The 22,597-nt window shown below is 59.2% G+C and carries 21 protein-coding genes; 8 read left to right on the top strand and 13 right to left on the bottom strand.

The features are described 5' to 3' along the window. The first annotated feature begins 1 nt into the window (after nucleotide 1). The 5 genes from PUQ42_RS03935 (at nucleotide 2) to PUQ42_RS03955 (ending at nucleotide 4,298) form a co-directional block, all read left to right on the top strand. A complete protein-coding gene (locus PUQ42_RS03935) occupies nucleotides 2–1,804 on the top strand; it encodes an amino acid ABC transporter substrate-binding protein (protein ID WP_273371192.1) in 1,803 nt (600 codons plus the stop codon). 2 nt (nucleotides 1,805–1,806) lie between these two features. Next, nucleotides 1,807–2,457 (top strand): redox-sensing transcriptional repressor Rex, encoded by a 651-nt coding sequence (locus tag PUQ42_RS03940; RefSeq protein ID WP_087310319.1) that lies wholly within the window; start codon nucleotides 1,807–1,809, stop codon nucleotides 2,455–2,457. A gap of 1 nt (nucleotide 2,458) precedes the next feature. Further along, nucleotides 2,459–3,067, top strand: a complete 609-nt coding sequence (locus tag PUQ42_RS03945) for an FAD synthase (RefSeq protein ID WP_122120860.1) — start codon at nucleotides 2,459–2,461, stop codon at nucleotides 3,065–3,067. 22 nt (nucleotides 3,068–3,089) lie between these two features. Further along, nucleotides 3,090–3,512, top strand: a complete 423-nt coding sequence (locus PUQ42_RS03950) for an acyl-CoA thioesterase (protein WP_122120859.1) — start codon at nucleotides 3,090–3,092, stop codon at nucleotides 3,510–3,512. A gap of 138 nt (nucleotides 3,513–3,650) precedes the next feature. After that, nucleotides 3,651–4,298: a CatB-related O-acetyltransferase gene (locus tag PUQ42_RS03955; protein WP_273371195.1), complete on the top strand. Its 648-nt coding sequence runs from the start codon at nucleotides 3,651–3,653 to the stop codon at nucleotides 4,296–4,298. A gap of 106 nt (nucleotides 4,299–4,404) precedes the next feature. Here PUQ42_RS03955 and htpG read toward each other — a convergent pair whose 3' ends face one another. Further along, nucleotides 4,405–6,465 (bottom strand): molecular chaperone HtpG, encoded by a 2,061-nt coding sequence (gene htpG, locus PUQ42_RS03960; RefSeq protein ID WP_122120855.1) that lies wholly within the window; start codon nucleotides 6,463–6,465, stop codon nucleotides 4,405–4,407. Between the two features lie 186 nt (nucleotides 6,466–6,651). Between htpG and PUQ42_RS10375 the strand changes: the two genes are divergently transcribed. After that, entirely contained in the window at nucleotides 6,652–6,960 is a 309-nt protein-coding gene (locus PUQ42_RS10375) for a nitroreductase family protein (protein ID WP_337956022.1), read from the top strand. Then, nucleotides 6,957–7,169 (top strand): nitroreductase family protein, encoded by a 213-nt coding sequence (locus tag PUQ42_RS10380; RefSeq protein ID WP_337956023.1) that lies wholly within the window; start codon nucleotides 6,957–6,959, stop codon nucleotides 7,167–7,169. Before PUQ42_RS10375 ends, PUQ42_RS10380 begins: the two co-directional genes overlap by 4 nt. A 96-nt stretch (nucleotides 7,170–7,265) precedes the next feature. Here PUQ42_RS10380 and PUQ42_RS03970 read toward each other — a convergent pair whose 3' ends face one another. From PUQ42_RS03970 to dnaE, 3 genes are read right to left on the bottom strand one after another with little or no spacing between them, the layout of a single operon-like run. After that, on the bottom strand, nucleotides 7,266–8,270 hold the full coding sequence (locus PUQ42_RS03970; RefSeq protein ID WP_273371197.1) for an aldose 1-epimerase: 1,005 nt from the start codon (nucleotides 8,268–8,270) through the stop codon (nucleotides 7,266–7,268). A gap of 4 nt (nucleotides 8,271–8,274) precedes the next feature. Then, complete coding sequence (gene trxA, locus PUQ42_RS03975) at nucleotides 8,275–8,589, bottom strand: thioredoxin (protein WP_087310305.1); 315 nt, start codon at nucleotides 8,587–8,589, stop codon at nucleotides 8,275–8,277. A 20-nt stretch (nucleotides 8,590–8,609) separates the two neighbouring features. Beyond that, nucleotides 8,610–12,428, bottom strand: a complete 3,819-nt coding sequence (gene dnaE / locus PUQ42_RS03980) for a DNA polymerase III subunit alpha (protein ID WP_087404684.1) — start codon at nucleotides 12,426–12,428, stop codon at nucleotides 8,610–8,612. Nucleotides 12,429–12,545: 117 nt separating this feature from the next. Here dnaE and PUQ42_RS03985 point away from each other — a divergent pair, with 117 nt between their 5' ends. Continuing rightward, nucleotides 12,546–12,755 carry a putative signal transducing protein gene (locus PUQ42_RS03985; RefSeq protein WP_087310301.1) on the top strand — a complete coding sequence of 70 codons (210 nt, stop codon included), beginning with the start codon at nucleotides 12,546–12,548 and terminating at the stop codon, nucleotides 12,753–12,755. Nucleotides 12,756–12,849: 94 nt separating this feature from the next. On the opposite strand, the gene PUQ42_RS03990 is transcribed toward PUQ42_RS03985, so the two are convergent. From PUQ42_RS03990 to PUQ42_RS04030, 9 genes are all read right to left on the bottom strand, one after another. Further along, complete coding sequence (locus PUQ42_RS03990; RefSeq protein ID WP_273371200.1) at nucleotides 12,850–13,599, bottom strand: shikimate dehydrogenase family protein; 750 nt, start codon at nucleotides 13,597–13,599, stop codon at nucleotides 12,850–12,852. Further along, a complete protein-coding gene (locus PUQ42_RS03995) occupies nucleotides 13,599–14,540 on the bottom strand; it encodes a polyprenyl-phosphate transporter (protein ID WP_087310296.1) in 942 nt (313 codons plus the stop codon). Before PUQ42_RS03995 ends, PUQ42_RS03990 begins: the two co-directional genes overlap by 1 nt. A gap of 252 nt (nucleotides 14,541–14,792) precedes the next feature. Continuing rightward, a complete protein-coding gene (locus PUQ42_RS04000) occupies nucleotides 14,793–15,089 on the bottom strand; it encodes a DUF3276 family protein (RefSeq protein ID WP_087310294.1) in 297 nt (98 codons plus the stop codon). 94 nt (nucleotides 15,090–15,183) lie between these two features. Then, a complete protein-coding gene (locus PUQ42_RS04005) occupies nucleotides 15,184–16,788 on the bottom strand; it encodes a S41 family peptidase (protein WP_273371202.1) in 1,605 nt (534 codons plus the stop codon). A gap of 61 nt (nucleotides 16,789–16,849) precedes the next feature. Further along, nucleotides 16,850–18,196, bottom strand: coding sequence for a histidine--tRNA ligase (gene hisS / locus PUQ42_RS04010; RefSeq protein WP_122120851.1), 1,347 nt, complete (start codon nucleotides 18,194–18,196; stop codon nucleotides 16,850–16,852). Nucleotides 18,197–18,202: 6 nt separating this feature from the next. Then, complete coding sequence (locus PUQ42_RS04015) at nucleotides 18,203–18,736, bottom strand: hypothetical protein (protein ID WP_273371204.1); 534 nt, start codon at nucleotides 18,734–18,736, stop codon at nucleotides 18,203–18,205. Between the two features lie 4 nt (nucleotides 18,737–18,740). Further along, the gene (gene ettA, locus PUQ42_RS04020) at nucleotides 18,741–20,414 is read right to left on the bottom strand and encodes an energy-dependent translational throttle protein EttA (protein ID WP_273371205.1); all 1,674 of its coding nucleotides are present in this window, start codon (nucleotides 20,412–20,414) and stop codon (nucleotides 18,741–18,743) included. A gap of 350 nt (nucleotides 20,415–20,764) precedes the next feature. Further along, a complete protein-coding gene (rbr, locus tag PUQ42_RS04025; protein WP_273371207.1) occupies nucleotides 20,765–21,343 on the bottom strand; it encodes a rubrerythrin in 579 nt (192 codons plus the stop codon). A 108-nt stretch (nucleotides 21,344–21,451) separates the two neighbouring features. Next, entirely contained in the window at nucleotides 21,452–22,549 is a 1,098-nt protein-coding gene (locus PUQ42_RS04030; RefSeq protein ID WP_273371209.1) for a CapA family protein, read from the bottom strand. Between the last annotated feature and the right edge of the window lie 48 nt (nucleotides 22,550–22,597).

Here is a 22,597-nt window from a genome sequence, read left to right on the forward strand (position 1 = left end):
GATGAAACGACTCTGTGCCACCCTGCTGATGATTGCGTGGGGGCTTTCGGCCCTGGCGGGCGGGAAGTCCACGACGATCGTCTACATCAACGGGGCTAAATACTACATCCATACGGTGCAGGCCGGGGAGACGCTCTATGGACTCTCGAAGACCTACGGCGTGGGCGAACAGGTGATCGTGGAGAACAACCCCTCGATAGTCCGCGGGCTGAAGACCAATCAGAACATCAAGATTCCCTACGTGGCCGAGGCGCCGGAGATCATGTCGGAGCGCAAACTGCGCAAGACGTTCAATTTCCACCAGGTCGCGCCGGGCGAGACGCTCTTCGTCCTGTCGCGTCAGTACGAGATTCCGGTCAAGACGCTGATGGCCGACAATCCGAACCTCGATCCGCTGCACATGCGCCCCGGCGAACGGGTGCTGATCCGCCGCAAACAGATCGGCTCGGAAACGGCGGCCGGAACCCAGCAGCAGTGGGAGGCCTACCAAAAGTCGTTGAACAGCGTGGCCGAAACGGGTACGTCGTATCATATCGTCCATGCCGGCGAGACCTTCTATTCGTTGTCGCGCCGGTTCGGGATCACGGAAGAGCAGTTGAGTGCACTCAACGGTGGACTGAAGCCGGCCGATCTGAAGGCCGGAGCGATGATCGTTGTCCCGGGAGAGGATAAAAAAGAGCCCGCGGCAACCGAGGATACGCTGCGTCGTGATTCGCTGCCGCCCTTCGACGACGTGGAACCGATCGAGTTCCGGGCGTTGCGACGCAGCGAAGCGCTCAATGTGGCGGTGCTTCTGCCGTTGGCAATCAACGGCGAGCCCAATGGTAACTACCTAGAATTTTACCAGGGTTTTCTGCTGGGTCTGGACAGCGTAAAGCAGAAGTCGGGCATCTCGGTCAATGTTGATCTCTACAACACGGCCCGTGACAGCGCCCGTATCGTTTCGATTCTCGAAGACAAGGCATTCCGGCGCACCCATCTGATTGTGGGGCCCGTCTACGAAGAGGGACTCTATCCGGTGGTCCGTTATGCCGAGAAGCACCAGATTCCGGTCGTTTCGCCGCTGGCCAACATCGAACGGATGAACAGCGACGTGCTTTTCCAGCTGGCACCCGATCCGGACCGCAAGTACGAGAAGGTGCGCGATCTGGTGGCCGCCGACAAACGGGTGACGTTGATCTATACGCAGACCGTCGACCGGGAGTTCGAGCACGAGATCCTTGCGCTGCTGGGCAACCGGCCTTACGAGCGCTATAATTATCGGTATCAGCAGGGGGCCCAAGGCTCGAGCGATCTGACTCCGCTGCTGGAGAACGATGCGGACAACGTCTTCGTGATTCTTTCGGACAACGAGGTGGATGTGGACCGCATTCTTGCCGGACTGGCCTCGGCCGACACGAGCATCACCTCGCGCGGACGCACGGCTCCGAAGTTCACCGTCCTGGGCAATGCCCGCTGGAACCGTTACAACAACCTCGACCGGGCAATCTTCTTCAAGGATCGCGTGGTCTTCATCTCAACCTACCATGCCAAACGCGACTCGGAGGTGGTCAAGGCTTTCGACGACGCCTATCTGCGATCGTTCGGCATGCTGCCGACGCTGTTCTCCTATCGCGGTTACGACACGGCGATGATCTTCGCGCCGGCCATGTACGGCGATATCGAGTATGACCTGGAGGATCACCGCTACACGCCGCTGCAGACCACGTATCTGTTCACCCGGCCGGTCGGTCGCGCCAACCACGTCAATTACAACTGGACGCGGGTGAACTACCACAATGATTTCACGATAACCATCGAATAGTCATGGCAACACTGACGAATACGATTCCCGAGAAGACCATCGAGCGGTTGAGCGAGTACCGGCGGACACTGCTTTCGTGCCACCGACAGGGAATCACGCACGTCTTTTCGCATGTTCTGGCGGGCATCCACGGCATTACGGCCGTACAGGTGCGCCGCGATCTGATGCTGATCGGATTCTCGAGCGATACGAAAAAGGGGTATGACGTACAGGTGCTGATCGAATACATCAGCAACATCCTCGACAGCCCCACACCGATGAATATCGCCGTGTTGGGTATGGGCCACCTGGGTCAGGCCATCACGAAGTACTTCAACGGCAAGGGGTTGAAGCTGAAGATCACGACGGCGTTCGATGTCGATCCCGAGAAGGTGGGCAAGATCATCGACGGCATTCCGTGTTACCACATGGATACGTTCGAGAAGGAGGTCGAGGACAAGGACATCTCGATCGTGATCGTATCGTCACCCACGAAGGTGGCCCCGACGCTCGTTCTGCCGATCATCAACGCCGGCATCAAGGGAGTACTGAACTTCACCTCCACACCGTTGAACTTCCCGCAAGGAATTGTGGTCGAGAATTACGACATCACGACGCTGCTCGAAAAGGTCGCCTACTTCGTCAAGGAGAACGACGCCAACGCCAATTCGTAGAATGCGCGTATTTTACGGATTTGAACATCTTCCGCATTTCGACCATCCGGCGGTCACCGTCGGGTCGTATGACGGTGTGCATCTCGGCCACCGGGCGCTGATCGAGCGACTTGTCGGCGAGGCCCGTGTTGCCGGAGGTGAGAGCATCGTGATGACCTTCGAACCGCATCCGCGCATCGCGCTGGGGCGAGCCGAAGGGCTCCGGTTGCTGACGACCCTCGATGAAAAGATTGCCCTGCTGGAGGGGTTGGGGGTTGACAACCTGATCGTCATACCGTTCGACCGGACGTTCAGCGCCCTCACGGGCCGGGAGTTCGTCGACCGATACCTGATCGGCCGCCTCGGCGCCGAAACGCTTGTGGCGGGCTTCAACCACCGCTTCGGCCACGACGGCCTGGCGTGTGACGATCCGCAGGTGTGCGAACGCCTGCGGGTGATTCGCGTAGGGCCGTGTACGGTCGACGGCGTACGGGTCAGTTCGACCGCCATCCGGCAACGGTTCGAATCGGGAGATCTTGCCGGTGCCGAGCATCTGCTGGGACATCCGCTTTCGAAGAGCCTCCGGCAGGATCGGCCTGTTGCGGAGAACGATTCTCCTGAAAACAAGTGACAAACCCAAAAATCCGATAATCATGCTGAGCCACGATTGCAAAATCAGGGTCTGGTACAAGCATACCGACCAGATGGCCATCTGCCACCATTCGAACTACATCTGCTACTACGAGGCGGCGCGGAGCGAACTGTTGCGCCATCTGGGCATGTCGTTTGCCGAGGTTGAGCGCCGCGGCATCATGATGCCGATCCTCGAAGTGCAGTCCAAGTACCGGAAACCGGCCTATTTCGACGAACTGCTGACGGTGCGGATCATCCTTCGGGAGATCCCCTCGACACGCATCAACTTCTTCTACGAGATCTACAACGAGAAGGGCGAACTGATCAACACGGGCATGACGCAGCTGGGCTTTATCCACAGCGATACGCGTCGTCCGTGCCGCTGCCCGGAGTGGTTCCTCGATCTGATCCGCCCGCACTGGACGGAGGAGCCAGCCGAGTAAAGATCAGAAAAAAATGATGTTTTCACGATGAAGCGCTGTATCTGAATCCGATTATCTGTCGTGTCGGAACTGCCCAACGGTTCCGACCGGATGATTGTATCTGATTCTGAACGAATAACGCTTTAAAAGACTGAAAACATGATGAACAAAATCTATCCGCGGACAGGCGACCGGCAGACTGTCTATCTGAATGCCGTCATCGACGATCCGCAAATTGAAATCGGCGACTATACGATCTATAACGATTTCAGATCCGACCCGCGCCTTTTCGCCACCAACAATATTCTCTACCATTATCCCGTCCACCACGAGCGGCTCATCATCGGGCGTTTCTGTTCGATTGCCTGTGGAGCAAAATTCCTTTTCAACTGTGCCAACCACACGCTGCGGTCGCTTTCCACCTACACCTTCCCGCTCTTCTACGAGGAGTGGCAGGGCGACCGGACGCAGGTTGCCGAAGCCTGGGACTGCAAGGGAGATATTGTCGTCGGCAACGACGTGTGGATCGGTTACGAGGCTGCCATATTGGCCGGCGTTCGGATCGGTGACGGAGCTGTGATAGGAACGCGAGCCGTTATCACCCGCGACGTGGCTCCATATACGATTGTCGGGGGCGTCCCTGCTCGACCCATTCGCAGACGCTTCGCCTCCGAGGTGATTGAACTTCTGCTGCGTATCCGCTGGTGGGAGTGGTCGGACGAACGCATCCTCCGAGCTATCCCGGCGATCCAGTCGGGGAACTGGGTACAATTGGAACAGTTTGCCTGCGGGAAAGCGGACAACTGACCCGCGTCATCTTCCATATATAAAAAAACGGGCCGGACTTCCACGACGGAAAGTCCGGCCCGTTGCCGTTTCCCGGAACGAATCCCGCGCAGGGGACTCCGTCCGATTACTTCTCGATGAGCGAGATCGACCGCTGGATGAAGTCGGTCAGGTTCTTGCCCTTCAGCATGCCGTTGGTCAACAGGGCCAGGTCGATGATCTGCTTGACGAGCTTGTTGCCGGCACCGATCTCGCGCAGCCGCTGGTTGCGCTCGTCACGCAGCGTGACAACCTTCTTCGACAGCTCCTCGCGCATGGATTTCTCCTCGGGCGTCAGATCGGCCTCCTTCTTGTCCTTGGTGACCTCCTCGAAACGCTTCTCCTCGGCTATGGCAGCGTCGATCTTCTTGGTCGTGGTCTTCAGCTTGTCGCCGTAGGCCTTCTCGACATCCTCGAGAATCCGGATCACGATGGGGTGGTTGCCGTTCACCGCGATGGTGAAGTTGTCGGGCATCTGGCCGTAGAACTGACTCATGCCGCCACCGCCCATGCGGGCCATCTCCTTCATACGGCGCATGAACTCGTTCTGTGTGATGACGACCGGCGCCTCGTCGGGCTCCATCGCCTCGAACGAGATGTTGTAGTGAATCTTCTCATCCTTGGGCATCTGGCTCTCGAAGACCGGCGTCAGCAACTCCTGCTGAGCCTCCGTAAGCGACATCTTGATGCTGTCCTCCTTCTGGATCAGCTTGTCGATCACGTCGCTGTCGACCCGTACGAAACGGCTCTCCTTGTTCTTCGACTCATACCAGTTGATGTAGTGGCTGTCCAGCTGGCCGTCCATGATCAGCACGTCGTAGCCCTTGGCCTTGGCGGCCTCGAGCGAGGTGTACTTCTCCTCGGGATCGTCCACGTACAGGAAGACGACTGTCTTGTTCTTGTCGGTCTGATTCTCCTTGACCTTCTCGAGATACTCCTTCGGCGTGAAGTACTTGCCTTCGACATTCTTCCAGAGCATGAAGTTCTCGGCCTTTTCGGCAAACTTCTCGTCGGTCAGAATGCCGTACTGGATGAAGATCTTCAGATCGTCCCACTTCGACTCGTAATCGGGGCGCATCGTGTTGAAGAGCTCCTGCAGACGGTCGGCCACCTTGCGGGTGATGTAGCTCGAGATCTTCTTCACGTTCGAATCGCTCTGCAGATAGCTGCGCGAAACGTTCAGCGGAATGTCCGGCGAGTCGATCACGCCGTGCAGCAGCGTCAGATACTCCGGCACGATTCCCTCGACCTGATCCGTCACGTAAACCTGGTTGCAGTACAGCTGGATCTTGTTACGCTGGATGTCGAAGTTGTTGTGGATTTTCGGGAAGTAGAGAATACCGGTCAGGTGGAACGGGTAGTCGATGTTCAGATGGATCGAGAAGAGGGGCTCGTCACTCAGCGGGTACAACTCGCGATAAAACTCCTTGTACTGCTCCTCGGTGATCTCCGCCGGCTTGCGGGTCCAGAGCGGGTCGACGTCATTGATGATGTTGTCCTTGTCCGTATCGACATACTTGCCCTCCTTCCACTCCTTGACCTTGCCGAAGGCAATGGGCACGGGCAGGAAGCGGCAGTATTTCTTCAGCAGTTCCGAGACCTTCGACTCCTCGGCATACTCCTTCGTATCCTCGGAGAGATGCAGCACGATGGTCGTGCCGCGGTCACGCGCCTCGTCGGTCTCCTCCATCTCGAATTCGGGGGTTCCGCTGCAGCTCCAGTGCACGGCCTTGGCCCCCTCCTGCCACGAGCGGGTGAAGATCTCGACCTTGTCAGCCACCATGAAGGCCGAGTAGAAGCCCAGTCCGAAGTGACCGATAATGGCCTGGTCCTTGTATTTGGCCATAAACTCCTCGGCACCCGAGAAGGCAATCTGGTTGATATACTTGTCCAGCTCCTCGGCCGTCATGCCGATACCGCGGTCGGTAACCGTAAGGGTCCGGGCCTTCGGGTCCACCGAGACGTGGATCGTCAGATCGCCCAGATCGCCCTTCATCTCGCCTTTGGCCGAGAGGGTCTTCAGCTTCTGGGTGGCATCCACGGCGTTGGAAATCAGCTCACGCAGAAAGATCTCGTGATCCGAATAGAGGAATTTCTTGATGACGGGGAAGATGTTTTCCGTCGTAACTCCGATTTTTCCGTTTTTCATAGTACAGGTATTGTTTTTTCGTTTTTTTCTGCTCCGGAGATCCACAAAGGGTGTGCCACTCGTGCGGGACTGCCACTTTGTCAGTCGCAACTGACAACTTCCGTCACAGCCGACCGGACCGGACTTGCAGTTGTTGCGCGTCCGCGTGATTTTTCGTACCTTTGTTCGAACAAAAAACCGAACACGATGGATTTTCTCACATTGGCCAAGAGACGGTATGCCTGCCGTCAATACCAGGACCGGAAGGTCGAGCCGGAAAAATTGCAGGAGATTCTCGAGGCGGGGCGCGTCGCACCGACGGGTGCCAATCGCCAGCCGCAGCGCCTCGTTGTCATCCAGTCGAAGGAGGGGATGGAGCGCCTGGCCCGCTGCACGCGGGACTTCGGGGCTCCGCTGGCCATCCTCGTCTGTGCGGCGACCGACGAGGCGTGGACCCGCAAGTACGACGGCAAGATGATCGCCGACATCGACCCTCGATCGTCACGGACCACATGATGCTTTGCGCCGCCTCGCTCGGACTCGACTCGCTTTGGATCTGCATGTTCAAGCCCGAAGCCGTGCGCGAGGAGTTCCACCTGCCGGATAACGTCGTTCCGGTGAATATCCTGCTCATCGGCTACGGAGCCGGCGAACCCGCCTCGCCCGACCGTCACGACAAACTCCGCAAACCACTCTCCGAGACCGTATTCATGGAGTCGTTCTAAAGCGACGCGGGAGGTTGAAAAACAACCTCCCGCCTTGCTTTATATGACGCATCTTATTCTGCTGTCAGGCAGAATATTTCGCACCTGAAAACGTAATTATTCGCCCACCTGCCGCACGTAAAGCCGGTATTTGGCGCTCCACGACTCGCCCGGAGCCACCGCACAGAAACCTTCGGCCTCGGGATCGGCCGCATTCGGGGCGTTGGTCGTCCACGACTGCGGTTCGGGACAGCAGTAGGGCACCTGCCCGCCGTTGTTCCAGATCGTCCAGTAGGTCGTCCGGTCGTCCACCTCGTAGAAGACCCGAACTCCCGTGCGGAGATTCTCGACCAGGGCTCCGCGGTAGGGTTTGCCATCGACCTCGATCTCGCGCAGCTTGAAGCCCGCCTCAATCGGCTCGCAGCCCGTCACGCGCAGACCGCCCTCACGCAACCGTGCGAACTGGGCGTTGAGCGGCAGTTTACGGCCCGTCGGAAGATTCCGCGCATCGAGTTCAGCCTGTTCGCCGACGGCCACCCGCATCACGTAGTCGCCATTCTCGCCCCCGGCAAACGGAATACACAGAGGCGTGTGGAATCCCACACCCAGGGGCATCCGCTCGCGGCTGCGGTTCGTGAAGACCACCTCCTGCTCCAACCCGCGGGCCGAGAGGTGGAAAATGATCTTGCACTTGAACTCATGCGGAAAATCGCGGAAAATCACGTCGCAACCCGCATTCGAGTAGTAGCGGCATTCGACCATCACCTCATCGTCGGTCTCCACGGCCTTCGAGACCTGGAACGGTTGGCTCTTGAGAAATCCGTGGTGGAAGTTGTGCTCCTTTTCGTTGGTGATCGGGAGCCGGTAAGTGCGGCCGTCGAAGGTAAACCGTCCGTCGGCGATGCGGTTGGGCGGGAAGAGGATCGGCAAACCGTAGACCTGCGGACGACGCCGGAAGGTCTCGATCTCCTCCGCCGTCGGAGTATGCAGCACCTCGACGCCCCGGCGCGTATCGGCCAGCCGGATGAGGTTGGCTCCCATCTCGGGGATCAGCAGCGCCACATAGTCGCCCTTGGAGAACTCCACGGCCCGCAGGCCGCAGTAATCCACGCAGTGAATCATCGGCTTAGAGCAGCTTTTCGATCTTGGCCTTGAGGGCATCCTTCGAGCAGGCGCCGACCTGTTTGTCCACGACCTGGCCCCCCTTGAGGAAGATGATCGTCGGGATGTTCCGCACGCCGTACTTCATCGTAATATCGTCGTTCTGCTCGACATCGCATTTGCCGATAACGACCTTGCCCTCGTATTCGCCGGCCAGTTCGTCGACGATGGGAGCGATCATGCGGCACGGACCGCACCACTCAGCCCAGAAGTCGATTACGACGGGTTTGTCTCCGCCTACGAGTGTTTCAAAATTCTCCTTGTTGATTGCAAGTGCCATTTTTTTGTGTTTTTAAGTTGTTATGCAATGGAATAATGTATCTGATTTTCATCCAGATAGTCGGTCAGTTCGGCCGTGAGGCTCACCTTGTGGCTCTTCGAGAAGAGACTCAGCGAGACCTGTGCATTCCGGTCGTAGACGTTCACCTTCAGACGTGTCTGGCCCTTTGCCTCGAGGATGCGGGCCGACAGATCGCGGATCAGCGTTTCGGTGACCTCCTCGATCGGCAGCTGGATCGACATCTCCTTGATCATCGTATCGCGCACCTCCGAGAGTTGAACCATCGAGATGATCTTGAATTCCAGCTCCTTGTCGTTGTAGGGGCGGGGCTGCACCTTGCCGCGGATGAAGAGGAAATAATCCGGGAAGAGATACTTGCGGAAGTTCTCGTAGTCCTTGCCGAAGAGAGCGAATTCGTGTGAACCGTTGTAGTCCTCCAGCTTGAAGCGGCCCCAGGGCTTTCCGGTCTTGGTCATCAGGTTCTGCACGCTGATCACCATGCCGGCCACGGCAATCTCCTGCCCCTTGAGCGCATCGAGATTCTCGAGCTCCGTAAGCTGGGTCTTGCACATGTGGTCGATAATGATCTTGTAGTCGTCGAGCGGATGGGCCGAGAGGTAGAGTCCGACCATTTCGCGCTCCTTGGCCAGTTTTTCGAGCTGGCTCCAGTCGGCGCAGCTCGGGGTTACCGGGCGCTGGATATCCACATGACCACCACCGCCGAAGAGGCTTTGTTGAGCATTGTTCTGCTCGTTCTGGAACCGCTGGCCGTAACGCATGAGCAGTTCGATGAAGGTGGCGCCGCTCGAATCGCGGGTATCCACGCCGAAGAACTTGCCGCGGGCGAAGTCCGTGATCGAATCGAAGGCGCCGGCATAGGCCAGATTCTCGAGACATTTGCGGTTGACGAGCGAATAGTTGACCCGCTCGACGAAGTCGTAGATATCCTTGAACGGGCCGCGGGCCTTGCGTTCGACGATGATGCTCTCCACGGCGGCCGAGCCGACCCCCTTCACGGCGGCCAGACCGAAGCGCACGTCGCCGGCCAGATTGGCCGAGAAGGCCTGCACCGACTCGTTGATATCCGGACCGAGCACACTGATTCCCATCCGCTTGCACTCGTTCATGTAGAGCGTCAACTGCTCGATGTTCGTCAGGTTTCGGCTCAGGACCGCAGCCATGTACTCCGACGGATAGTTGGCCTTGAGATAGGCCGTCTGGAAGGCCACCCACGAGTAGCACGTGGCGTGCGACTTGTTGAAGGCATAGGAGGCGAACTTCTCCCAGTCGGCCCAGATCTTTTCGAGCACCTTCTCGTCGTGGCCGTTCTTCTTGCCGCCTTCGATGAATTTGGGCTTTAGGTGGTCCAGCTTGTCCTTGAGCTTCTTACCCATGGCCTTGCGCAGCGTGTCGGATTCGCCGCGGGTAAAGTTGGCCAGCAGACGCGACAGCAGCATGACCTGCTCCTGGTAGACCGTGATGCCGTACGTATCCTTCAGGTATTTCTCCATGATCGGGATATCGTAGACGATCGGGCTCCGGCCGTGTTTGCGGGCGATGAAGTCCGGGATATAGTCCATCGGACCGGGACGGTAGAGGGCGTTCATGGCGATCAGATCCTCGAAGGTCGAGGGCTGCAGTTCGCGCAGGTACTTCTGCATGCCGGCGGACTCGAACTGGAACGTACCAACGGTACGGCCTTCGCAGTAGAGCTTGTAGGTAGCCGGATCGTTGATGATCGAGAAGTCGTCGATGTCGATCTTCTTGCCTTTGGTCTGGAAGACGTTCTCCACGGCGTCCTTGATGATCGAGAGGGTCTTCAGACCGAGGAAGTCCATCTTGATCAGACCCGTATCCTCGATCACCGAACCTTCGTACTGCGTGACGAGCATCTTTTCACCGGTCTCCTTGTCGTCGGCCGTCGAGACGGGCACCCAGTCGGTGATGTCGTCGCGGCAGATGATCGTACCACAAGCGTGCACGCCCGTATTGCGGACGTTCCCCTCGAGCATCTTGGCATAGCGGATCGTATCGCGCAGCACGGGGTTGTCCGACTGTTCGGCGGCCTTCAGCTCCGGGACGAGTTCGATGGCCTGGGCCAGGCTCTTGACGGGTTTGCCTTCGGGTGTTTTGTCGGGGACGAGTTTGCAGAGACGGTCCGACTCCGAGAGGACGAGTTTCTGCACGCGGGCCACATCCTTGATCGAGAGTTTGGTGGCCATCGTACCGTAGGTGATGATGTGGGCGACCTTCTCCTTGCCGTATTTCTGGGTTACCCAGTTCAACACGCGGCCGCGGCCGTCGTCATCGAAGTCGACGTCGATATCGGGCAGCGAGATACGGTCCGGGTTCAGGAAACGCTCGAACAGCAGGTCATAGGCGATCGGGTCGATCTGCGTGATGCCCAGACAGTAGGCCACGGCCGAACCGGCGGCCGAGCCACGCCCCGGTCCCACCGAGACGTCGAGCTCCTCGCGGGCGGCGCGGATGAAGTCCTGCACGATGAGGAAGTAGCCCGGGAAACCCATCGTCTTCATGACGTGCAGTTCGAAACGCAGCCGCTCCTCCTGCTCCTCGGTCAGATGTTCGCCGTAGCGGCGGTGGGCACCCTCCATGGTGAGTTTCGTCAGGTAGTCGGCCTCGAACTTGATGCGGTACAGCTTGTCGTAACCGCCCAGCTTCTCGATCTTCTTGCGACCCTCCTCCTCCGACATGACGACATTGCCGTTCTCGTCGCGCGTGAATTCGTCGTAGAGGTCCTGCTCCGTAAAGCGTTTGCGATACTCCTCCTCGGTGCCGAATTCGGCCGGGATCTGGAAGTTGGGCATGATCGGCGCATGGTCAATCGAGTAGGTTTCGACCTGGTTGCAGATGTCGACCGTCGTGGCCATCGCCTCGGGATCCGACTCGCCGAAGATCGAGGCCATCTCGGCCGTCGTCTTCAACCACTCCTGCTTGGAGTAGAGCATGCGCTTCGGGTCGTCGAGGTCCTTGCCCGTCGAAAGGCAGATCAGCCGGTCGTGAGCCTCGGCGTTGTCCTCGTCGACGAAGTGCACATCGTTCGTGCAGATCATCCGCACGTTGTATTTGGCGGCCAACTCGCGCAGGTGTTTGTTGACATTCAACTGCATGGGGTAGGCCTCGTGATTGGCCCGCTCGACGGTCGCCTTGTGCAGCTGCAGCTCGAGGTAGTAGTCCTCGCCGAAGAGGTTCTTGTACCAGCGGATCGCCTCTTCGGCCTTCTCCATGTCGTTGGCCGTGATGGCGCGCGGCACCTCGCCGGCCAGACACGCCGTACAGCAGATCAGCCCCTCGTGGTACTTCTCGATCTCGGTGCGGTCCGTACGGGGGCGCATGTAGAAGCCCTCGGTCCAGGCCTTCGAGACGATCTTGATCAGGTTGTGATACCCCTTGAGGTTTTTGGCCAGCAGAATGAGGTGATAACCGCTCTGGTCGGGCTTTCCCTCCTTGTCGTGGAGCGAGCGGCGGGCGACGTAGACCTCGCAGCCGATGATGGGCTTGAAGGCCATCTTGCGGTGCAGCTCCTCGAGCTGTTTTTCGCACTTGGCGATCTCGGCCTGGGGATCATCGACCGTCTCCGATCCGTCGCGCAGGGCGGCGATACGGGCTTCGCATTCCGCGGCCTTGTCCTTGAATTTGCCCTTGACCTTCTTGACGTAGTTGTAGAACTCCTTGATGCCGAACATGTTGCCGTGATCGGTCACGGCAATGCCGGGCTGACCGTCGGCGATGGCCTTGTCGACCAACTTGGGGATGCTGGCCTGGCCGTCGAGGATCGAGTATTGCGTATGTACGTGAAGATGTACGAATTGGGACATTTTCCGGAAATTTTAGCGTTGTAAAGATAACGATATTTACAGAGAATTCCCGGGGCTGTTCTTGTATTTTATCAACAAATTGCTTAACTTTAACTACCGAACCAAAAAAGAAAGATTATGCAAGACGACTCGTTGGTTGTATTGGCGGAATACAACACCGTTACCGAAGCCGAGATTGCCAAGTCGATGCTCGACAGCGCGGGGATCTGGTCGACGATCCGCAACGAATACATGTCGGCCATCTATCCCATCGGCACTATGCCTGCGCAGGTCGTCGTCCGCAAGGAGGATCTGGAGAGCGCCCAAATGTTGCTGCAGCACAGATAGTGCGAACTGCGAAGTGATGAAAAAAGGCTTCACCCCTGACGGGATGAAGCCTTTGTGCCTTCGGCAATCGCTTTCGGGGTCGCAGCAGGGCTGATCAGCGCTCCTCCAGTCCGTTCCAGATCCGCCACGAAGCCTCGGCCTGTTCGACGAACATCGTGCGTCCGTTCAGCACGTGCGCGCCGCGCTGCCGTCCGTAGTCGAGGAACCGTGTCACCTCGGGATTGTAGACCAGATCCAGCAGGTAGTGTTCCGGCGTAATGTAGGCGTAGGGGATGCGCGGCGCCTCGTCGACGTTGGGGTAGGTCCCTACGGGCGATGCATTGACAATCAGCCGGCTGCGCCCGACCACCTCACACGGCAGGTTATCGTAGGTGTAGTTCCCCTTGGCCGCATCGCGCGAAACCAGCGCAAAGGGGATTCCCCGCTCGGCCAACGCATATTGCACGGCCTGCGACGCTCCGCCCGTGCCGAGAATCAGCGCCTCCTCGGGTTCGGCCAGCCCCAGCAACTCGCTCAGCGCTTCGCGCAGCCCGATGATATCCGTATTGAATCCCTCGAGGCCCTTATCCGGCGTGCGGCGGATGCAGTTCACCGCCCCGATGGCCCGTGCCTCGGGCGATACGGCGTTCAGATAGCGGATCACCTCGCGTTTGTAGGGAATCGTGACGTTGAGTCCGCAAAGGTCCGGATGCTGCTCCAGCAGACCGGGCAGCGCCTCGATCGAAGGCAGTTCATACAGAGCATACGCATGATCCGAGAGCCCCTCGCGGGCAAATTTTTCGGTAAAGTAGGCCGCCGAAGCCGAATGACCCAGCGGGCGGCCGATCAGTCCGAAACGTCTCATTATTTCTCGTTTTTCTTGGCAACGATGCGGGCCAGTACCTCGATGCCGTAGATCACGAGGAATCCCACGATGCAGAGGATGATGGCTTCGGAGAGCAGGGCAGGCTTGTCGTACAGGGTCTCGAAGGTCGCGGGCGAGATGTTGCTCTCGATGAGCGGCTGCACCTGGCCATGGCTGTCGACGTAGGTTTCAACGACCTGCTTCCAGGGCCAGACCTTGTTGAGCGATCCGACCATGAAACCCATCAGCAGGGCGACCGTCAGATCGTGCCAGTTCCTGAGCAGCCATGAGAGCAGGTGCGAGAAGGCCAGAATGCCGGCCAGGGCCCCGACCACAAAGATCACGATGATCGGAATATCCAGATTGGCGACCGCCTCCATGATGAACTGGTATTTGCCCAGCAGCAGCAGGACGAAGGCGCCGGAAATTCCCGGGAGGATCATGGCGCAGATGGCAATGGCGCCCGAGAGCATCACGAACCACCAGTCGTCGGGGGTCTGCGTCGGCGAGGCGACGGTGATCCACCACGCCACGGCGGCCCCGACCAGGAACGAAAGAACGGTCCGCCAGCTCCAGCGGCCGATCTGCCGGGCCACGAGCAGGGCCGAGGCGATGATCAGTCCGAAGAAGAACGACCAGATGGCGATCGGGTGGTATTCGAGCAGATAGATCATCAGCCGGGCCAGCGAGAAGATGGCCACGGCGATACCCAGCAGCACGGACAGCAGGAAGCCGCCGTTGATGTGGCGCCAGAATTCGCCGAAACGTCCCCGGAACAGCAGCTTCACGGCCGTAAGATTGATGCTGCGGATCGAATTGAGGAGCTCTTCGTAGATGCCCGAGATGAAGGCGATCGTACCGCCCGAGACGCCGGGCACCACGTCGGCCATTCCCATGGCACACCCCTTGAGGGCAAGAATGAGGTTACGAGAAAATTTCATATACGAGAAAATTTCATAATGGCAGTTTAACCGTTTATCATCCGGACCTGCGGAAGCGGACCACGCGGCTGTGCCATGCCGGCCACCCTCCGGCGGGCGAACGTCGCCCGGGGCCGGATTCATCGGGAGGCAAAGATACGAAAAATATGGACAAAACAAAAGGAAGGGGTCATACGCACCCGGCGCTTCGGCAAAAACAGAGACTCTTCGGCCCATTGGCCGAAGAGCCTCTGTTCCGTGGGGCCACGGGACTCATTTCGCCGGTTCGGGAATCCCTTTGCTACGGCGAATGAAGTCGACGACCTCACCGAGACCTTCCGAAAATTTGGTAAAATCCTCCTTGTAGAGGAAGATCTTGTGACGGTCGTAGGAGGACGAACCGTCGGGTGCCGTAATCTTACGGCTTTCGGTAATGGTCAGGAACCAATCGTCGCCGCGTGTAGCCCTGACATCGAAGAAATAGGTGCGACGGCCGGCCTTAACGGCCTTGGAGAGAATCTGATCTCCATAATCCTCGTTTTCGCGTCGCGGTTGGGTTGGGGTTAACATGGGACTTTGTTTTTAGTTAGCTCCGACGGTCTTGCTCGTCGGATTCGTATATACGAATATACGAAAAAGTTTACAAAGCACCAAACTTCCGCCTCTATTTTTTGAGATCGAGCAAGGGTTTGCCCCGTTGATCCCACGCCTGGAGAAGGGCTACGGCCTGCCGATAGGCGGGGCTCAGGCGGGGATTGATCACGCGGAAATAGGCCTCCATGCCGAAAAGTCGCTGAGCGGCAAGCGCTTTCAACTGCACTCCCATCAACCGGCTGGAGATTTCGAATCCCTTCTTATCGAAATTTACGCCTCGTTTGGCGCCCAAATCAGCAAGTTTTCCGAGAAGCTCACCGGAGGGTTCAAACCCGGCATCCAGACTTTCGAACGTCGGGAAAGCACGCGAGAGCGAATCGCGCGAACGGTCGAGCCAGTCGTTAACGAATTCGGCCACAACACCCCGGCGAATCAATTCGGCATAATAGTCCGAATAGCCGGTCGTATCGGCCTCGACGAGGATGTCGGGACGGATTCCGCCACCGCCGTAAACGATGCGGCCGGTGCGGAGCGTACGGAATTCCGGAGCCCGGGCGTCGAGCGAATCCCGCACCGCGTCGTCGTAACGGCGCAGATGGTCGAGGTAATATTCGCGGCGTTTTCCGTTTTCGTAGGGGCGCTGGATGACGCGACCCGAGGGGGTATGGTAACGGGCCACGGTGATGCGCACGGCCGAGCCGTCCGAGAGTCCGATCTGCCGCTGCACGAGCCCCTTTCCGAAGCTCGGGCGACCGATGATGACGCCGCGGTCCCAGTCCTGAATGGCTCCGGAGACAATCTCCGAGGCCGAGGCCGACGATTCGTCGATCAGCACCACCAGACCGCCCGTCAGGTCTTCGCCGTTTGCCTGTGCCCGGAACGACGAAGCGGGAATGGCCCGTCCCTCGGTGGAGACGATCGTGGCGCCGCGCGGCAGGAAGAATCCGGCCATTTCGATGGCCTGTTCGAGCAGACCGCCCCCGTTTCCGCGCAGATCGAGGATCATCTTCTGCGGACGGCCCATCTTCCGGTACCCCTCGCGGAATTCATCCATGGTGGTATGCCCGAAACGGTTGACTTTGATGTATCCGATGTCGTCGCCGACGCGGTAGGCGGCATCGACGGTATTGAGCGGAATCCTGTCGCGTACGATTACAAAGTGGAGCTGCCCGGGCGTACCGTGACGGACGACATCGATTTCGACCTTCGTACCGGTCTTGCCGCGCAGGTGTTTGGGGACCTCCGTGCGGGTCATGCCCACGGCCTGCAACGTGTCGATACGCACGATGCGGTCGTTGGCGCGCACGCCGACCCGCTCGGCCGGACCTCCGGCGATCGTATTCACGACGATGATCGTGTCACGCAGGACATTGAACTCCACACCGATGCCGCTGAATTCGCCTTCGAAACTCTCCGTGACACCGCGCATCTCCTCCGCATCGAGATAGGCCGAGTGGGGATCCAGCTCCTCGAGCATGCCCCGAATGGCCCCCTCGACCACGGGCTTCATCTCCACGTCATCGACATAGAGCCCCATGAGGTAGCGGTAGACCTGTGCCAGTTTCTGAAACTGCTGCAGATTTTCCTGCCGCAGCTCCTGCTCCGAGAGTGTCTCCTGGGCCGACAGCGTCGACACACCGCAAAGACACAGCAGAATGATCCAAATTTTTCGCATGATTCCGTACTTACTTATCTAAAAGGAAGGGGCCCCGCATGCGGAGCCCCGAATCAGCCTGTCAGGACAACGCTTGCACGAGTTCCGCGAAGGGCACCTGCCGCTGCTCGCCCGAACGCATATCCTTGACCGTAGCGGCTCCGGCCTCGATCTCCTGTGATCCGACGATCACCACATAGGGGATTGCGCGGCGGTTGGCATACTCCATCTGCTTCTTCATCTTTCCGGCTTCGGGATAGATTTCGGCCGAGATCCCCTCACCGCGCAGCGTGCGCAACAGCGGCAGCACGGCGGCCTGTTCCGCCGTTCCGAGATTCGTGAAAAGCACCCGGGTTGTGCAGTTCACCTCTTCGGGGAAGAGTCCGAGCCCGGTCATCACGTCGTAGATGCGGTCGGCGCCGAACGAGATGCCCACGCCCGAGAGATTGGGCAGACCGAAAATACCGGTCAGATCGTCGTAGCGGCCGCCTCCGCAGATCGAACCGATGGCAAAATCCAGCGCCTTGACCTCGAAGATGGCTCCCGTATAGTAGTTCAAACCGCGTGCCAGCGAAAGGTCGAGCTCCACCTGGAGGTCGATCCCCAGCCGCTCGACATGTCCGAAGATGGTCTCCATCTCTTCGATGCCCTTCAGACCGGTCTCCGACGCAGCCAGCACCTCACGCAGCTGACTGAGCTTCTGGTGATTGTCGCCGCTCAGTTCGAGAATCGGCTGAAGTCGGTCGACCGCCGTCTGCTCCAGACCGCGTTCGAGGAGTTCGGCCTTGACGTTCTCCAGCCCGATCTTTTCGAGCTTGTCAATGGCTACCGTGATATCCATCATCTTGTCGGCATGGCCGATGGCCTCGGCAATGCCGTAGAGGATCTTGCGGTTGTTCATCTTCAGCGCCACGCGGATGCCCAGCGCCTTGAAGACCCGCTCGACGATCTCCACCAGTTCGACCTCGCACAACAGCGAACGCGTGCCGATTACATCGACGTCGCACTGGTAGAACTCGCGATAGCGGCCCTTCTGGGGACGATCGGCTCGCCAGACGGGCTGAATCTGGTAACGCTTGAAGGGGAAGGTCAACTCGCCCTGATGCTGCACGACGTAGCGGGCGAAGGGGACCGTCAGGTCGTAGCGCAATCCCTTCTCGCAGATCTTCGAGGCCTGACGCACCTCGTCGTCCGTCAGCCCCGCGGCGTAGTCGCCCGAATTGAGGATCTTGAAGAGGAGCTTGTCGCCCTCGTCGCCGTATTTGCCCAGCAGCGTCGAGAGGTTCTCCATGGCCGGGGTCTCCAGCGGAGCGAATCCGTAGGTACGGAAGACCCGCTTCACGGTGTCGAAGATATACTGGCGGCGCATCATCTCCGCCGGGGAGAAGTCGCGCGTACCCTTGGGTATGGAAGGTTTCTGTTGTGACATACTATACTATATGAATTTTTGTTTCATTTTCAGGTATTTTTCCCAATCGGTGTTATCCCGGGCATCCATGTATTTGGGGAACTTCCCGAGCAGGCGCTTCAATGCCACCTCATCGCGTCGGAAGAACAGGACGACCATTTCGCGGATCGCCTCCATTTGTTCCACCTCATACATGTTCACGTAGCGCCGTGCCCGCGTTCCCTCCTCTCCGGGATAGACATATCCGACGAAATAGCCCAACCGGCCCTTGTCGTCAACGGCAGGCGAAATGAAAAACGAACGGTCAGACTTCAAATCCGTCACCGACAGGGTAGGGGAGTTTTTTCTGATCTTCAGCGCCTCGTCCGCCTGATCGTGCCAGGGGAACCGTTCCATTTCGGCGAGGAATCCGTCGACATCGCACTTTCCGACCGGTTCCACCTGGTTCGGATCTTCGTGGGCAAGGAGTTGGTCCCAGACAAACACATCGACCGGACGATTGGCCGGCATCCCGCATGAGAAAAGCCCCAGGCAGAGCAGGAAAAAGGCTGCGATGCGCATTTTATCAGGCCATGAGTTTCTTGTACTTCACACGGTGGGGCTCCGTATCGCCGCCCTGGGCCCGTTTCCAGGCCTCGTATTCAGAGTAGGTGCCCTGGTAGAAGACCACCTTCGAGTCGCCCTCGAACGAGAGGATGTGCGTGGCGATGCGGTCCAGGAACCAACGGTCGTGCGAGATGACGACCGCACACCCGGCGAAGTTTTCGAGACCCTCCTCCAGCGCCCGCAGCGTATTGACGTCGATGTCGTTCGTCGGCTCGTCGAGCAGCAGAACATTGCCCTCCTCCTTGAGCGCCAGGGCCAGGTGAAGACGGTTGCGTTCGCCGCCCGAGAGCATGCCGCACTTCTTCTCCTGATCGGCGCCCGAGAAGTTGAACCGCGCGACATAGGCGCGGGCGTTGACCTGCCGGTTGCCCAGCGTGATGAGGTCCGCACCGCCCGAGATCACCTCGAAGACCGTCTTCTCCGGGTCGATCGACTTGTGCTGCTGATCGACGTAGGCCAGTTTGACCGTGGGGCCCACGCGGAACGAACCGCTCGTCGGCTGTTCGAGGCCCATGATCATGCGGAAGAGCGTGGTCTTGCCCGTTCCGTTGGGGCCGATGACGCCGACGATGCCGGCGGGCGGCAGCGAGAACTCCAGATGCTCGTACAACACGCGGTTGCCGAAGGCCTTCGAGACATCGTGCGCCTCGATCACCACGTCGCCCAGACGCGGGCCGTTCGGGATGAAGATCTCGAGCTTCTCCTCCTTCTGCTTCGTATCCTCGTTCATCAGTTTGTCGTAGGCCGACAGACGCGCCTTCGACTTGGCGTGGCGGCCCGACGGAGACATGCGCACCCACTCCAGCTCGCGTTCGAGCGTCTTGCGGCGCTTCGACTCCTGCTTCTCCTCCATGGCCATGCGCTTGGTCTTCTGCTCGAGCCATCCCGAGTAGTTGCCTTTCCAGGGAATGCCCTCGCCGCGGTCCAGTTCGAGGATCCAGCCGGCGACGTTGTCCAGGAAGTAACGGTCGTGCGTCACGGCGATCACCGTACCCTTGTACTGGCGCAGGTGTTGCTCCAGCCAGTCGATCGACTCGGCATCGAGGTGGTTCGTGGGCTCGTCCAGAAGCAGCACGTCGGGCTGCTGCAGCAGCAGGCGGCACAGCGCCACGCGGCGGCGCTCACCACCCGAGAGCACCTTCACCGACTGATCCGGATCGGGGCAGCGCAGCGCATCCATCGCACGCTCCAGCACGCTGTCCAACTCCCAGCCGTTGACATGGTCGATCTGCTCGTAGAGTTCGCCCTGACGTTCGATCAGACGGGCCATCGTATCGTCGTCCATCGGCTCGCAGAGCTTCATGTTGATCTCCTCGTACTCCTTCAGCAGGGCGACCGTCGAGGCGCATCCCTCTTCGACCACCTCGCGGACGGTTTTCGAGTCGTCGAGTTTGGGTTCCTGCTCGAGGTAGCCCACCGTGTATCCGGGCGAGAAGACCACTTCGCCCTCGTAGTTCTTGTCGATGCCGGCGATGATCTTCATGAGCGTGGACTTACCCGCGCCGTTCAGACCGATGATACCGATCTTGGCCCCGTAGAAGAACGAGAGATAGATGTTGTTCAGTACCCGTTTCTGATTGGGGAAGGTCTTGCTTACGCCGACCATCGAGAAGATGATTTTTTCGTCTGCCATATATGTTTTCGTGATTTTTGCGATTTTCCGTCAAAGATACGGAGAAATTCCGGATTTTCCCCCTTCTGAAGGCTGAATATTTGTGCATGTATCCCGATTCACCCGACGGTGTCGCCTCAAGAAGGGATGCAACCGAGGCTTCACCGTCGCCGGGCCCGACGCCGCCGCCTTCCGGAGCTCCGCATGCAGCCCTTGATCCGCCCATGCGGCCACAACGCACCCCTCCGAGGCGACGGTCACCACACGGAGCCTCCAGCCGCCGACACCGTACGCCCCAACAAAAAGTCCCGCTCCTCGGCGAGGAACGGGACCCGATGCCGGAACCGCTGCGGAACCGGCCGTGCGATGAATCAATAGTTCTCCTTCTTGGGTTCGAAGTACGACTGCAGGTGCTTGCACGCCGGGCAGAGCTTCGGAGCCTCCTCGGCCTCGATGATGAAACCGCAGTTGCGGCACTGCCACCAGATCTTGCCGTCGCGCTTGAAGAAGTTGCCGTCCGTGAGGCGGCTCAGCAGCTTCAGATAACGGCGCTCGTGCTCGGCCTCGACGATCGAAATCATGCGGAACGCTGCGGCAATCTCGGAGAAACCCTCCTCGTCGGCCACCTGGGCAAATTCGCGGTAGAGCACGTCCCACTCTTCATTCTCACCCTTCGCGGCAGCCAACAGGTTCTCGGCCGTGGTGCCGATCGGACCGGTGGGGTAGCTGGCCGTGATGGTCACTTCACCGCCCTCGAGGAACTTGAAGAAACGCTCGGCGTGCTCCTTCTCCTGCTCGGCCGTCTCGGCGAAGACGCCGGCAATCTGTTCGTAACCCTCCTTTTTGGCCTTGCTCGAGAAGAAGACGTAACGGCTGCGGGCCTGGCTCTCGCCGGCAAATGCCTTCAACAGATTCTGTTCGGTTCGCGTACCTTTGATGCTCTTTTCCATAACTATAATGTTTAAGTGTGTTAATGTTCGTCTGTTTGGTTCCTTGTGCAAAGATAAGCGATTTTCCGACACTTCGCCAAAAAATTCCGATCGGTAGTTTTTATGCCTCTATTTGCTTCTCTTATACTCGCTTCTGGATGCGGTCAGAGCCTCGACGTCGGCCCTGAACAGTCCGTAGGCCGCCGGCAGCGACATCGTGTCGGCCGCTTCGGGCGGCAGGATGCGGTAGCGGGGCAGGGCCACCCAGACGGGCGTCGTCTCCAGACGGCACGTCATCCGGCCGTCGGGATGGCGCACGGCCTCGACTTCGGCCACCAGACCGCCGTCGGTGTAGCGGCGGCGCTGGTTCGAGACCAGATTTCCCAGCGAGTAGAGCACCACGTGCGAGGAGTCCGCCTCCCAGGGCTGCACCACGTGGGGATGGCTTCCGACCACCACGGCGACCCCCTGGCGGCGCAGGAAGGCGGCCAACTGCCGCTGCGAGGCGTTTGCCCGCCGTTCGTATTCCACACCCCAGTGGAGGCAGGCGACGATCAGATCGACACCCCGACGCCGTGCCGCCGCCAGATCCCGCGCCATCTGCAGCGTGTCGATCCGGTTGACGATCATCCCCTGCGGAACGGGCATGCCGTTGGTACCGTACGTGTAGTTGACCAGCGCAATCCGTATGCCGTGGCGCGTGAGGTAAAGCGGGTTGTTCTGCCGATAATCAACACTGTCCACAAAGACTCCCGTATGTCGGATTCCACAACGGTCCAACTCCTCGATGCCGGTTCGGATTCCGTCGGCTCCGCCGTCGCAGAAGTGGTTGTTGGCCATCACGGCCACATCGACCCCCGCCTCGCGCAGGGCGTCGGCCAGCGCTACGGGCGAACGGAAGAGCGGATAGCCCGTATAGCGGGCCGTGCGGGTAAGCGTCGTTTCGAGATTGACAACCGCCAGGTCGGCCGCCTGCATCCGGGGAGCCAGAGCTGCAAAAACGGGGCCATAGTCGAAACCCGTGCCGCGGCGGGCCGCCTCGACCTGCGGCAGATGCTGCATGACATCACCGCCGAACCACAAGCGCACCCGCTGGGGCGGCGGCACGCGTCCCGGTCCGGACCATCCGTCCGGTTGTGCGGCGTGTTCGACGGGACGTCCCGCAGGGGTACAGCATATTGCCAGAATCAGCAGGAAAGCGAGCGGTCGGATTCGGCGCAGGGTCATCTTCAGTACTGGGATTTCGGGGTTCGGGGTTCGGGTTGCGGGATTCGG

Origin of the sequence: Alistipes megaguti, from assembly GCF_944320325.1 — a bacterium.
In the GTDB taxonomy this organism is placed as follows: domain Bacteria; phylum Bacteroidota; class Bacteroidia; order Bacteroidales; family Rikenellaceae; genus Alistipes; species Alistipes megaguti.

Excerpts from the sequence above, each read along its gene's own strand:
- PUQ42_RS03995 (WP_087310296.1), bottom strand. The coding sequence starts at position 14,540 with ATGAAATTTTCTCGTAACCTCATTCTTGCCCTCAAGGGGTGTGCCATG.
- rbr (WP_273371207.1), bottom strand. The coding sequence starts at position 21,343 with ATGGAAAAGAGCATCAAAGGTACGCGAACCGAACAGAATCTGTTGAAG.
- PUQ42_RS10375 (WP_337956022.1), top strand. The coding sequence starts at position 6,652 with ATGGATTTTCTCACATTGGCCAAGAGACGGTATGCCTGCCGTCAATAC.
- PUQ42_RS03970 (WP_273371197.1), bottom strand. The coding sequence starts at position 8,270 with ATGATTCACTGCGTGGATTACTGCGGCCTGCGGGCCGTGGAGTTCTCC.
- PUQ42_RS04000 (WP_087310294.1), bottom strand. The coding sequence starts at position 15,089 with ATGTTAACCCCAACCCAACCGCGACGCGAAAACGAGGATTATGGAGAT.
- PUQ42_RS03935 (WP_273371192.1), top strand. The coding sequence starts at position 2 with ATGAAACGACTCTGTGCCACCCTGCTGATGATTGCGTGGGGGCTTTCG.
- PUQ42_RS04030 (WP_273371209.1), bottom strand. The coding sequence starts at position 22,549 with ATGACCCTGCGCCGAATCCGACCGCTCGCTTTCCTGCTGATTCTGGCA.
- ettA (WP_273371205.1), bottom strand. The coding sequence starts at position 20,414 with ATGGCAGACGAAAAAATCATCTTCTCGATGGTCGGCGTAAGCAAGACC.
- PUQ42_RS04015 (WP_273371204.1), bottom strand. The coding sequence starts at position 18,736 with ATGCGCATCGCAGCCTTTTTCCTGCTCTGCCTGGGGCTTTTCTCATGC.
- PUQ42_RS03955 (WP_273371195.1), top strand. The coding sequence starts at position 3,651 with ATGATGAACAAAATCTATCCGCGGACAGGCGACCGGCAGACTGTCTAT.
- PUQ42_RS03985 (WP_087310301.1), top strand. The coding sequence starts at position 12,546 with ATGCAAGACGACTCGTTGGTTGTATTGGCGGAATACAACACCGTTACC.
- PUQ42_RS03945 (WP_122120860.1), top strand. The coding sequence starts at position 2,459 with ATGCGCGTATTTTACGGATTTGAACATCTTCCGCATTTCGACCATCCG.
- htpG (WP_122120855.1), bottom strand. The coding sequence starts at position 6,465 with ATGAAAAACGGAAAAATCGGAGTTACGACGGAAAACATCTTCCCCGTC.
- PUQ42_RS10380 (WP_337956023.1), top strand. The coding sequence starts at position 6,957 with ATGATGCTTTGCGCCGCCTCGCTCGGACTCGACTCGCTTTGGATCTGC.
- PUQ42_RS03950 (WP_122120859.1), top strand. The coding sequence starts at position 3,090 with ATGCTGAGCCACGATTGCAAAATCAGGGTCTGGTACAAGCATACCGAC.
- PUQ42_RS04005 (WP_273371202.1), bottom strand. The coding sequence starts at position 16,788 with ATGCGAAAAATTTGGATCATTCTGCTGTGTCTTTGCGGTGTGTCGACG.
- dnaE (WP_087404684.1), bottom strand. The coding sequence starts at position 12,428 with ATGTCCCAATTCGTACATCTTCACGTACATACGCAATACTCGATCCTC.
- PUQ42_RS03940 (WP_087310319.1), top strand. The coding sequence starts at position 1,807 with ATGGCAACACTGACGAATACGATTCCCGAGAAGACCATCGAGCGGTTG.
- hisS (WP_122120851.1), bottom strand. The coding sequence starts at position 18,196 with ATGTCACAACAGAAACCTTCCATACCCAAGGGTACGCGCGACTTCTCC.
- trxA (WP_087310305.1), bottom strand. The coding sequence starts at position 8,589 with ATGGCACTTGCAATCAACAAGGAGAATTTTGAAACACTCGTAGGCGGA.
- PUQ42_RS03990 (WP_273371200.1), bottom strand. The coding sequence starts at position 13,599 with ATGAGACGTTTCGGACTGATCGGCCGCCCGCTGGGTCATTCGGCTTCG.